Raw genomic sequence first — 11634 nt, 5'->3', positions numbered from 1 at the left:
TTATTCTCAACAAGGTTCTTAAACCAATCCCACTATCTAACAATACATGCTATCAAACATTAAGCAAGCCGGTGATTCCATACCTGAGAGCTTTAGATCTTCCTTTATAAAATCTGGGCGCTGGAAGGTTATTCCAGCATTCATCATGCTGGGGCTAACCCAGTTGGCCTCTATGCAGGGTTGGCCAACCCTCATCTGTTTTGTTGTTTCAGCAACTGGCATCATTCCGATTGCCTTACTCCTCAGCGATGCGACTGAAGAGATTGCAGACCATAGCGGACCAACCATTGGGGCAATCTGCACAGCAGTTTTTGGAAACTGTGCGGAATTTATTATCGCCCTATCAGCACTAAGACTTGGTCTTATTGATGTTGTGAAAGCAAGTATTACCGGAGCAATTCTCTCGGATCTTCTGCTCGTTACAGGAATAGCAATGCTTGTAGGAGGCTTGAAATATAGCGAACAAAGTTTTCAGGAAACGATGGTTCGAACCAATGGTGCCGCCATGACACTGGCGGTCATGGCGATGGCCCTGCCTGCATCCCTGATCAGCACATCAGGGATTGATGATCAAATCGCGATCCACGGCCTATCCATGACTGTTGCGGTCATACTCATCGTTATTTACGTCCTAACTCTCATCTTTTCTCTGGCAACCCATAGCCATCTCTTTGATCCCCAACACATCCAGAACGATGAGACTGAGTCACCCCAAGAAGAAGAAAAGAGTATCAATCTATTACCCTGGATCATCCAATTAATTGCTTGCACTGCACTTTTGTCTTATCAGTCCGAGAGCTTTGTTCATTTTTTAGAGCCCGCAACAGAACAGCTTGGGCTTAGCGCATTATTTACAGGAATCATTATCATTCCAATCGTTGGGGGCTTTTCTGAATATGTGCCTGCTGTGAAAGGAGCCTGGAAAGATCAAATGGATCTTCCCATTTCATTAGCAATGGGATCTAGCTTGCTCGTTGCCCTCCTGATCGCTCCAGCACTTGTCATTATTGGGGCTCTGATCGGTCAGCCCATGAATCTCGACTTCACAGCGTTTGAAGTCATCGCACTCATATTTAGTGTCTTAATCGTGAACCTTGTAAACATGGATGCAAAATCTAACTGGCTGGAAGGCGTATTACTTCTAGGAATGTTCTCCATATTTGGAGCAGCTTTTTATTATTATCCTAGTTAGAAACTGAATCATTCAGCTTGCCTTGAAGTGCGTTTAAAGCCTGTTCACGGTCATCAAAATGCACTTTTTGGGTTCCAAGGATCTGATAGTCCTCATGCCCCTTCCCGGCAATGAGGACAAGATCTTGAGCCCCAGCATCCTGAATCGCAGCAGCAATCGCTTCAGCGCGATCCAAGGTCACATTTATGGCAGTACCGCTAGGAATCCCCTTCACAACATCATCCAAGATTTGTTGAGGGTCTTCCGTGCGTGGATTATCAGAGGTCACCACCACAGCATCAGCAATCTCCGCTGCAATCTCCGCCATCTGCGGACGCTTGCCTCGGTCTCTATCACCACCACAACCAAACACACAAATCAATTTGCCGCCCGCGAAGGGGCGACACGCCTTCAGTGCGCTGCTTAAGCCGTCAGGAGTGTGGGCGTAATCCACCAAGACCGTGGGCAGCTCTTTCCCCTTTGCGTCCACAACAACCCGTTCCATCCGACCAGGAACGCCCCTGAATGTGCTGATGGCTTTGAGAAGCGACTCCAGAGGGAGACCTTGCTGAAGCAAGACCCCAACCGCCTGCAACAGGTTCATCACATTGAAGCGACCGAGCAATGGGGATTGGAACGACCCCTCACCCAGAGGACTGGAAAGGCGCCCTTCCACCCCAGAAGAGCCCATCACCAGGTCTGACATCGTCAGTTCTGCGTGCGCTGAACCCGTAGACAACGAACTCCGCCAGCAGCGATCGCCCAAGCGCTCCGCAAGTTGTTGGCCCCAAGGATCATCCACATTGACCACGAATTGAGCGCCATGGTCAGCCACTAGAGGTGGTGCAAACAATCGCGCTTTGGCTTCGAAATAAGACGCCATCGTCTCGTGGTAGTCGAGATGGTCTTGGGTGAGATTGGTAAACACAGCGCCGGAAAAACGGCATCCAGCCACCCGATGCTGATCAAGCGCGTGGGAGCTCACCTCCATGGCCGTTAACTGCGCGCCAGCGGCACACGCCTCAGCAAGCTGAGCCTGGAGCCGGTCTGCCACGGCTGTGGTGTGTGTTGCGGTCACGCTGTGGCCAGGCCAGCGATTCAGAAGCGTTCCAAACAGGGCGGACGGACGTCCACAGGCCGAACTCAAATGTTCAATCAGATGGGTTGTGGTGGTTTTGCCGTTGGTGCCCGTCACCCCAATCAAACCAATGCGATCACTGGGGTGATTCCAAAACGCTGCTGCCAACTCTCCGGCCCAGCGCGCAACGGGATCGGGCACAACCAGCACAGCGTCACTCTGTTCAGGAGGCTGAGCCACAGCTGCTGCTGAGCCAATCAGGACGACTGCAGCCCCATCAGCAAGAGCCTTGGGCCAAAAGCTGCCTCCATCGACCCGCCCCCCGGGAAGGCCGATGAACATACTTCCAGGGGCCACGCAGCGTGAATCACAGGTGATCGATTCGATCACGGCATCAGCCAAGCCCAGAGGCACAGGCAAACCCACCGAATGCAACAAGGCGTGGAGTGTCTGGGTCATCACTGGGTCAACACAGATGGGTTTTCTAATCCGAACCTGGCTCCTTGGCGCAAACAGTGGCGCAGACCCGCTGCAACCAATGGCGCAATCCATCCCCACTCAGCCTGGGGGACACGCGAGGAAGCTCTGTGTCCTCAAGGACCAAAACGGGCACTTCAAGGTCATATTGCGCTCGCAATGGTGCTGAACAGTCGGAGGAATCGATATCCACCACAACGAGTGTTAGAGGGTGGATGTCTTGCTCGAGGTTGAGGTCTCGCAAGCGCTGTTCCAGCCCCTCACAAAGACAACAACCTGTCCTGCTGTACAGAAACAATCGCCGAGAATCAGTCGGGGACAGGGTCACAGCCGCAGGGGGTGAAGGGATGGCAGCGCAGCAAGCGGCGCAGGGTTAACCAGCCGCCATGCCAGGGTCCATGGCGCTCAATTGCCTCGAGACCGTAGGCACTGCAAGTGGGAATGAACCGACAGCGAGGGCCGATCATGGGGGAAATCCAACGGCGATAGAAGGAAATCATGCCAAGCATAAACCGACTGACCCATGTCTCGATCACGACCAATAGACCAATTGAATGGCTTCATCTTAACGAAGGAGTGCTTGTGAAAATTATTTAGAATCCCAATCAGGGATTACCATTTCAACACCCTGCAGTGCTTTGATACGTGGCACGAAGCAAACAGATCGGTATATTTATTGCAGCATTATTAGCCGTCTGCCTCTGTGCGGGAGGTCAACCTCCTACAAGTGCAGTTGAATACATACCTGGACAAGCCAATAGAATCAAAGATTTATCCCAGCTCAATATTGCCGAATACGGATGCCCTGAAAAAGAGCTGCTACCAAACAGCCCATTAGCACCACCACAACCTATCTCCAAACTAAAACCGATTCCGGTGGGCGTGAGCATCCACATTAATGAATTACCGTCGATTTCCGATACATATAATAAATTTCAAATCGATGGATTACTCACTTCTACATGGTGTGATCCACGCATTTTGAGCGATATTCCTGAGGATCAAAACAAGCTCGTCTTATTCAACACTGCTGCAGAAGACTGGATGGGATCACATTGGGTGCCTCAACTGGAATTCACAAATCGCGTTAGCGAAGCCTTTTACCAAACTCAAACCATCACCCTGCATCGCAATGGAGCAGTCGAAAGAAAAGCTCGTTTTGAAGAGGGACTTGGCTCTGAATTTAGGCTCGAAAAATTTCCTTTTGACCAGCAACTTCTGCACTTATACGTACAATCATTTAGCTGGGACAAACAGATCGTCAAGCTAGTAGAGCTGGGAGATGTGGTAAGCCTCAGCAAAAACTCCAAATTACCGGAGTGGAAGATTAAAAATCTGAATTATGTGATTCGAAACCATGACGATCCCGAGCAAGGGAGCAATGAATTTTCAAGACTGTCGGCTGCCATTACGATCTCAAGAAGATCAGGCCACTTTATTTACAAAATATTTCTGCCATTGGGAATATTAACCTTTACAAGCATCTTTTTTCTAGCCATCCCTCTAGAAGCCTTTGCAGACAGATTGGCATTCATCTCAGGGCTTTTATTTACAACTCTTGCCTATCAAATTATAATTACAAGCTCAGTACCTAGAGTCCCCTATCTAACATTAGGCGATACCTATACGATCTTTTTATTCGTTTTCATGGTATCAGAAGTATTCATTGCCTATTACATCTCACAGACCATTGCCAAGCAAGGCTCAGAACAAGTCCCAACTCTTGAAAGAATCATGGAAGTCTTTCTCCCCACAATTTTCATATCATCACAAGCTCTATTCGCTTGGATTGCGCTGAGCTAAGCTTCTCAATAAGTAAAAAAAACTGACAAAGGAATTTTTATCTTCGCTTTAACTCTTCGCGCAATTTGAAGATCCATCGAGACAACGAACCAAACTCATCAGCCCGTTGACGCAAGTGTTTTAAACTATCTTCTGATTCATACGATTCATTGCTTGCTAGACGCAAGATTTGCCTTAAGGGGCGTGCAATAAGACTTTCAAAGAAGCGTTTACCCACTACAACCAATGCCAAGGACATTAAGCCAACAGCTAATACGAGTAAAAGAACAAAACGCGATGGAGATGGTAATCCAGAATCAATTGGAAGAGACACTATTTGAGCACCTACAACATCACCAAGCTTCCATCCGAATCCGTTTTTATCTCCATAGGCAATTAATTGGCTTTTAGGAGCCCTATCGGGAGTTGAGTGACAAGACAAACAACTTTCTTTTGAAAGGCGGATTGGCTTGGCCAGAAAATATTGACTATGATCACTATTGTCTGTCAAAATGCCATTAACTTCCCTCAGACGAGGATTATTCTCAAATCTACTAATAATTTCTGCCTCATTAGCATTGGCACGATCCGAAGGACTTGTTGGATTTAACGAGGCTTCCCTGTATTGAAAGTCAGCATAGGCATTATTCAATCTCAGATATTCGAACACCTTCGTAGCAGAATAGCTAGGAACAGCTTCAGGCATAAACGCCTCTTCGGAAGAGGCATTTATGGGCGCAATTAATGGGTTAATTTTTCTAGATGTATATTCGCGTACAGCTAGCATTACATCCATCACCTGTGATGCCTGGAAGCGAACATACGTCCTTGTAACCAGGGTATACCCAAAAACAATCAATATAATGGCCAATACAAATGCTACAAACTGCAGTCCTACAAAACGGAGAAGGAAACCAGTAAGAACAGACTTAGGTTGGTTGATTTTCACGAGAAAAGATATTAATTGATTAACCCCAACGTGTTTAAGGGCTCATCAACAAGAGTCGCCCTTTAGCGTCTAGGCAGGTCGAGAGGTATATTAAATGGTTGTTGTCGACCGTCTCTTCACCGTCTGCATTCGGTGATCACAGGCAGATCCGACACGAACAGCTCACTACCGATCTCAATCGACCTATGTCCAGATACCGCGGCCCTCGCCTGAGGATCACGCGGCGCTTGGGAGACCTACCCGGTCTCACCCGGAAGGCCGCAAAACGGTCCTATCCACCCGGTCAGCACGGCCAAGCCCGTCGCAAGCGCTCCGAATACGCAATCCGCTTAGAAGAAAAGCAAAAGCTTCGCTTCAATTACGGCGTCTCTGAACGTCAACTTGTGCGCTACGTGAAGAAAGCGCGCGCTCAGGAAGGTTCAACAGGAACTAACCTGCTCAAACTGCTCGAGAATCGTCTCGACAATGTTTGTTTCCGCATTGGATTTGGCCCAACAGTTCCAGGTGCACGTCAGTTGGTGAATCACGGTCACGTCACCGTGAACGGACGGGTCACCGACATCGCCAGTTATCAGTGCAAATCTGGTGATGTGATCGCCATTCGCGAACGCAAGTGCAGCAAATTACTTGCCGAAGCGAATCTGCAATTCCCAGGACTTGCAAATGTGCCTCCCCACCTTGAGCTCGACAAGCCCAAGCTCAGCGCCAAAGTGATTGGCCGCGCTGAACGCGAGTGGGTCGCCCTTGAGATCAACGAACTGCTGGTGGTGGAGTACTACTCCAGAAAGGTCTGATCTTCAATCCCGGATTTTGGTCTGGGACTGTTTTCAATCCATTTCAAATCCTGTTGGCCTTGGACATCAAGCCGGCAGGATTTTTTATGCCCAGACTGATCGTGAAAGGGGGTAAACAGTTACGGTTGCACGCCTGGAAAAGCGATTAGCTTTCCTAAACAAGCCAAAGACCAAAGCAAAAGTTTCTAAGAATCACCGAATCCAGTTGATTTTTTAGATGATTTCTTGCTCTTGCCCTTTTTCACAGCATCAGGAAGCTTTTCGGGGGTTGCATCATCCTTAAAGAAGACTCCATCCAGCCATACAGTGATGATATAAACAACGATCAAAACCGGAATCAAAACAGCCCATTGATTCGGAAATTCATAAGGAATCTGTTGAATACCAAAAATCGCCAAATAGCCAGTGATTAATGTAAATATAAACCGACGGATACTAGCTTGATTCAAGAGAGATTCTCAACATGATGCAACTATAACGCTACCTCTACAAGACTCCAAAACAATCACGTCTGTTTTCGCCACAATAATTGTCTTTAATCAGACACGGATGCTGTCAATGGGGCAAGCTCTTGCTCTCACAGCCTTGACTCTCAGCAGGAATCGAACACTCTGGATCCTTTTCTCCGTACTGACTAGGCTCTCGCATAGCCCAATACTCATCGACAACACCAAGCAGATAAACCATGGCTTTTTTGAGTGATTTCCTCAGACCCATGGCAATGCCCCTTTACAAGCACTTTGGCAAACAATCGCTGGTCGTGCAATCAATGACACACAATCCTTTCGCATGAGCAACTGGATCAACCCTTCGCCAAAAGAGTGGACTAAATTCACCGATCAGATCTTCATGCACTTAGCCCAAAGAAAGTCCCTTGAACACAAATAATGACGCCTAAAATCGTCATCCAAAAGACACACCATAATAGGTATGATCAGCTGAAAAACAAATCAACCAACTCACAACATGATCAAATCTAGACCAGTCCTAACAGCTGATCTCTTTGATCAAGCGCTATCCAATGCCTCACTCAAAGAGGAGGAAGAAGCATTGATCGAATTCGTGAGATACACAGGTGTGATAGACGAATTAATACTAAGAAAAGGTTTGTCCCTACCGGCCAAACCTCCTGCCCTCTGCAGACTTTCAGATATCTGCGAGAAGATTGGTGCCACCATCCCTGAGCATTTCAGTGCTGTCATGGAATGGTCAGCGGAGCAAAGTCAAGACAACATTGCCTGGAAAGGAAATTTGATTTGCAATATCGCCTTTAACAGTGATGGAGTCGAGCTTTCACCCAATGCAGGCACAACCTTGTATTACACCTATGTAGTCCATCAAGAACTATTCGTCGGCTTAGGATTTTAGGCCCTAACCACAACGCGGCTCGTGAATAGCTCAACATCTTGAGCCAAGAGATCAAGAGATTTCCTTGGATTCAGCGAATTAGCGTTGCCTTGAAAAAGCCAAGGCCTAATCCCATACCCTTGGGCTTATCTTCCAAAAATGTGATCGCCAATTCAAAATCCATCAAACCCTTCTCTTCGATAAAATCTCGTGGAAGCTGGCCGCGTCGTTGTTCGAGATAACGCCCATGGATCTCTTCTTTATTACTACTTAAAAATCCAACAATCTCTTGGAGAACATGATCTCTCCATTCATCCTTATCGCTTTGCTGAACCTGGTTTTCCCTCATGATGCATCACTAAATCTTCTAAAAGCTAAGACGACGTAAGCAGAATTGCACAACAGAGGCTCCGCATCTTTTAAAAGGACTCGATCAGCAGAGGCCTGGTCCAGGCCATGACTCACCTCAGATTGAAGGCCAACATGCGCGCTCAATAACAGACCATTGAATAGCCTTCTGGTAGATCGCATCAACGCCTTGCAGCGTCCTGTCCCAGAACCGGCGACAGCCACCCGGGCCATTCACCATGGCGAAAGCTTCGCCAGCGAAACCGGCACGGTGATGCCACCCATCTACGCCACCTCCACCTTTGAGCATGGCAACCCAGGCGGGTTCGATTACACCCGCTCGGGCAACCCCAATTTCCGCATTCTTGAAACGGTGTTGGCCTCCGTAGAGGCGTGTAGCCATGCCACGGTGTTTGGTTCAGGAGTGAGTGCGATCACCGCAATTGCCTCCAGCCTGAGCCAAGGGGATCTGGTGCTCTGCGAAGAGAACCTCTACGGCTGCACCGTGCGCTTGTTCGAACAGGTGTTTGCCAAGTTTGGGGTGCGCACCGAATGGGTGGATTTCACCAACCCCGAGGCGGCAGCCCGCATCATTGAGCGGCAGCCAGCGATGGTCTGGCTGGAGAGTCCCACCAATCCACTGCTCAAGGTGATTGACCTCAGTGCGGTCTGCAGCGCTGCCCGCTCCGCCGGCGTCCCCGTGGTGGTCGACAACACCTTCGCCACCGCCTTGGTGCAACGTCCTCTGGAGCTCGGCGCCACCCTTTCCCTCACCAGCACCACCAAATACATCAACGGGCATTCCGATGCCCTCGGTGGTGTGGTGTGCACTGATGAGCCCAGCTGGCATCAAACGATGGTGTTTGCCCAAAAAGCATTGGGGCTGATGCCCTCACCCTTCGACTGTTGGCTGATCACCCGAGGCATCAAAACGCTGCCCCTGCGCCTCAAACAACAGATGGCGAATGCCGCTGCGGTGGCGGATCATTTGGCATCCCATCCCGTCGTGTCGTGGGTGCGCTACCCCGGACGAGACGATCATCCGCAGAGGGCTGTGGCCTTGCGCCAAATGAATGGTGGCGGAGCGATCGTGACGATTGGATTAAATGCAAGCCGTGAACAGGCCTACGCCGTATGCAAAGCCCTGCGTTGGTTCACGATGGCCGAAAGCCTTGGCGGAGTTGAAAGCTTGATCTGCCATCCAGCCACCATGACCCACGCCGCCGTTTCTGCGGAGATCAAAGAGGCCCTAGGAATCAGCGATGGATTGATCCGTCTCTCCCTTGGCTGTGAAGACATCACGGACCTCTTGATCGATCTCGATCACGCGCTCGCCCTGCTTCCGTGAGTCCCCGCGATCTGCTGCGCAATCCCTGCTGGCAAGGCGAGGACCTCGGCCATCCGTTGCCTGACAGCACCCATGCCGTGTCTGTGGCCCTACCGCGCTGGCGCGATGTGATCGCCTACGAAGACAACGATCCGCAATGCCGGTCGCAATTGCGAGCGTTTTATCCACGCTTTGCGCTCCATCCGTTGGTTGCGGAGGTAGCGCAACAAGCCTTAGCGATGCTCCCTACTGAGATGTGCTCGGCTGGATCGAGTGCTTGGCCCTACCCCAACGCAGCTGCCGCCCAGCTCGCCCAACACCATTGCCAATCTCAAGCACCTGGTGCTTCCACCCAAATCGTGGATCAGCTCGGACTCTCCGTCTTGATTGCCAACGCTGACGCAAGCCCCCATGCCAAGGCGTTCTGGCAACACGCTGGTTTAGGGGCCTCCTCTCGACGTGCTGCAATCAGCTTGAACAAGGAAGCAGCACCAGCGGCTGCGAGCGCTGAACAGGCCAAGGCCCTTGTGATCGAGCGACTGGCCGCCATCTATGGATGTGACACCCAGCAGTTGAGCTTGCATCCCTCCGGAATGGCTGCTCTTCATACGGCTCTTCAATCAGTCACGGCGTTGCGCCCCGGACGCCCCACCCTGCAAATCGGCTTCCCTTATGTAGATGTGCTGAAGCTGCCTCAGGTGGTGTTCGCCGGCAGCGAACTGCTGCTCGACAGCAGCAGCGCAGCCATAGAAGCCGCTCTTGATCGCATTGATCCAGCAGCCGTGATTGTGGAACTACCCAGCAATCCACTCCTTCAATGCATGGATCTGTCCACCCTCTCCCGCTTGGCTCACGCCCGAGGGATTCCAGTGATTGCAGACGACACGATCGGCTCTTGCTTGAACATCGATCCCCTGCCTTATGCAGACCTGATCTTCAGTTCACTCACGAAAAGTTTTGCCGGTCGTGGTGATGTGTTGGCTGGAGCACTGGTTGTAAGTCCATCCTCCCCATGGGAGCAAACCTTCCGAGATCAGCGTTCAAGAACAGGATGTATTGGCCTTGGCGATGCCGATGCGATGGCCTTGGAGCAAGGAAGCCGCGATGTCCAAGCACGCGTTCCTCAACTCAATCGCCATGCCCAAGCCCTAGCGGCACAGCTCAGCAACCACCCGGAAGTGGCTCGCGTGTATTACCCAGATCAATGCGCCAATTTCCGCAACCTCTTGCGCCCCAACGGCGGACATGGCTGCCTGCTTTCGTTTGAGCTCAAGGGCGGTAGCGATCAAGCCCAAGCCGTCTACGACCGGTTGGCGGTCTGCAAAGGGCCAAGCCTGGGTACACCCTTCACCTTGGTGTGCCCCTACGTGCTGTTGGCTCACTACGACGAACTGCCATGGGCCAAAGCCTGCGGGGTGCCCTCTCACCTCCTACGCGTCTCGGTCGGACTCGAACAACCTGAGGAGCTTTGGCAACGGTTTGAGCGCGCCCTCTCTGCATCAAGCCACTAAAAACGAAAACGCAAACTCGCAAGCACAGATTGAGATTGGAGATCAATCTGAGTGCCGGCAATCTTGAGATTAGATCGGCCTGCAGGACGCACAATTTTGGCTGATCCTGCATTGGTTTTAACCGTACCCAGATCGGTCCAGCGATAGGCAAGGTCAAGGTCAAGAGTCTCGCTGACAGGGATGCTCACACCAGCCGTGAGCAAGTAAGCGAATGACGTGGAGCTCCCCCCAGAGGTCACCGTGACTGCATCACTGGAAATCGCTGGAATGCGATAGGTAACCTGCCCAAGGGAGGTACTAGCAGCACCCAGGCCAGCTCCGATGTAGGGACGCACAGTGGCAAGCTCAGGTCCATCCACATAAACCACTCCAAACCCCGCTAAGGCATTCCCGGAGGCACTCACCGGTTGGTTTGACCCCCGACTGAGAAAATTGCTGTTGCTGGACAAGCTGAGCTGGGGCGACCAGTTGAGTAGAGCTTCCGTCCGCAGCCATGAGGCCCAGCGGTAACCCACAGCGGCATCCACCAGCGGGGACTGATCAAAGCCGCCGTAGGCACCAAGGCTCCGTCCGTCCTCCCCTGGCCCACATCCGAACAAGGCAGGTGGATTAATGCTTGAACAACTCTGATCCTCAATAACACTGCTCTCCGGCCATTGCATCCCCGCACCAAGTCGCAGATAGGGGCCACGCGTCTGCTCTTCAGACTCTGCCCAAACAGCGGAAGGGGAAACAGCAATCATGACGCACGTCAAAAAGGAGGCGTAGCGAGGATTCATGGAAGCAAGAATGATTGAGCTGGCACGGCAATGCCACATCAATGTCACGGAAGTCTTAACAAGATCTAAAG

13 protein-coding genes are annotated in these 11634 nt (G+C 51.0%); 6 read left to right on the top strand and 7 right to left on the bottom strand.

Annotation, left to right across the window (positions count from 1 at the left end):
• The first annotated feature begins 46 nt into the window (after positions 1 to 46).
• Positions 47 to 1192, top strand: coding sequence for a calcium/proton exchanger (cax, locus tag SynSYN20_RS03325; protein ID WP_186524724.1), 1146 nt, complete (start codon positions 47 to 49; stop codon positions 1190 to 1192).
• Here cax and SynSYN20_RS03320 read toward each other — a convergent pair.
• Genes SynSYN20_RS03320 through yidD form a run of 3 tightly spaced genes read right to left on the bottom strand, consistent with a single transcriptional unit; the run spans position 1185 to position 3235 of the window.
• On the bottom strand, positions 1185 to 2708 hold the full coding sequence (locus SynSYN20_RS03320; RefSeq protein WP_186524723.1) for a UDP-N-acetylmuramoyl-L-alanyl-D-glutamate--2,6-diaminopimelate ligase: 1524 nt from the start codon (positions 2706 to 2708) through the stop codon (positions 1185 to 1187). The genes cax and SynSYN20_RS03320 overlap by 8 nt on opposite strands.
• A 25-nt stretch (positions 2709 to 2733) precedes the next feature.
• Positions 2734 to 3054 carry a glutaredoxin family protein gene (locus SynSYN20_RS03315; protein WP_186524722.1) on the bottom strand — a complete coding sequence of 107 codons (321 nt, stop codon included), beginning with the start codon at positions 3052 to 3054 and terminating at the stop codon, positions 2734 to 2736.
• On the bottom strand, positions 3035 to 3235 hold the full coding sequence (yidD, locus tag SynSYN20_RS03310; RefSeq protein WP_186525412.1) for a membrane protein insertion efficiency factor YidD: 201 nt from the start codon (positions 3233 to 3235) through the stop codon (positions 3035 to 3037). The genes SynSYN20_RS03315 and yidD overlap by 20 nt, the downstream gene beginning before the upstream one ends.
• Positions 3236 to 3371: 136 nt before the next feature.
• On the opposite strand from yidD, the gene SynSYN20_RS03305 reads away from it, so the two are divergent.
• Positions 3372 to 4529, top strand: a complete 1158-nt coding sequence (locus SynSYN20_RS03305) for a hypothetical protein (RefSeq protein ID WP_186524721.1) — start codon at positions 3372 to 3374, stop codon at positions 4527 to 4529.
• A 37-nt stretch (positions 4530 to 4566) separates the two neighbouring features.
• Here the strand turns inward: SynSYN20_RS03305 and SynSYN20_RS03300 are convergent, their stop codons facing one another.
• The gene (locus tag SynSYN20_RS03300; protein ID WP_186524720.1) at positions 4567 to 5457 is read right to left on the bottom strand and encodes a DUF3365 domain-containing protein; all 891 of its coding nucleotides are present in this window, start codon (positions 5455 to 5457) and stop codon (positions 4567 to 4569) included.
• Positions 5458 to 5642: 185 nt separating this feature from the next.
• On the opposite strand from SynSYN20_RS03300, the gene rpsD reads away from it, so the two are divergent.
• Complete coding sequence (rpsD, locus tag SynSYN20_RS03295; protein WP_186518330.1) at positions 5643 to 6251, top strand: 30S ribosomal protein S4; 609 nt, start codon at positions 5643 to 5645, stop codon at positions 6249 to 6251.
• Between the two features lie 185 nt (positions 6252 to 6436).
• Here the strand turns inward: rpsD and SynSYN20_RS03290 are convergent, their stop codons facing one another.
• Positions 6437 to 6700 (bottom strand): hypothetical protein, encoded by a 264-nt coding sequence (locus SynSYN20_RS03290; protein WP_186524719.1) that lies wholly within the window; start codon positions 6698 to 6700, stop codon positions 6437 to 6439.
• A gap of 517 nt (positions 6701 to 7217) precedes the next feature.
• Here SynSYN20_RS03290 and SynSYN20_RS03285 point away from each other — a divergent pair.
• Complete coding sequence (locus SynSYN20_RS03285; RefSeq protein ID WP_186524718.1) at positions 7218 to 7619, top strand: hypothetical protein; 402 nt, start codon at positions 7218 to 7220, stop codon at positions 7617 to 7619.
• Positions 7620 to 7689: 70 nt separating this feature from the next.
• On the opposite strand, the gene SynSYN20_RS03280 is transcribed toward SynSYN20_RS03285, so the two are convergent.
• Positions 7690 to 7947: a hypothetical protein gene (locus tag SynSYN20_RS03280; protein ID WP_186524717.1), complete on the bottom strand. Its 258-nt coding sequence runs from the start codon at positions 7945 to 7947 to the stop codon at positions 7690 to 7692.
• A 189-nt stretch (positions 7948 to 8136) separates the two neighbouring features.
• Here SynSYN20_RS03280 and SynSYN20_RS03275 point away from each other — a divergent pair, with 189 nt between their 5' ends.
• Positions 8137 to 9294 (top strand): PLP-dependent aspartate aminotransferase family protein, encoded by a 1158-nt coding sequence (locus SynSYN20_RS03275; RefSeq protein WP_186525411.1) that lies wholly within the window; start codon positions 8137 to 8139, stop codon positions 9292 to 9294.
• On the top strand, positions 9291 to 10784 hold the full coding sequence (locus SynSYN20_RS03270) for a PLP-dependent transferase (RefSeq protein WP_186524716.1): 1494 nt from the start codon (positions 9291 to 9293) through the stop codon (positions 10782 to 10784). The genes SynSYN20_RS03275 and SynSYN20_RS03270 overlap by 4 nt, the downstream gene beginning before the upstream one ends.
• On the opposite strand, the gene SynSYN20_RS03265 is transcribed toward SynSYN20_RS03270, so the two are convergent.
• Positions 10781 to 11527, bottom strand: a complete 747-nt coding sequence (locus tag SynSYN20_RS03265; RefSeq protein WP_255476344.1) for an outer membrane protein — start codon at positions 11525 to 11527, stop codon at positions 10781 to 10783. The genes SynSYN20_RS03270 and SynSYN20_RS03265 overlap by 4 nt on opposite strands.
• Positions 11528 to 11634: the final 107 nt, after the last annotated feature.

Source organism: Synechococcus sp. SYN20 (genome assembly GCF_014279555.1).
GTDB lineage: Bacteria > Cyanobacteriota > Cyanobacteriia > PCC-6307 > Cyanobiaceae > Synechococcus_C.
The sequence above is the reverse complement of the archived record's forward strand: the minus strand, read 5'-3'. Positions and strand labels throughout refer to the sequence as shown.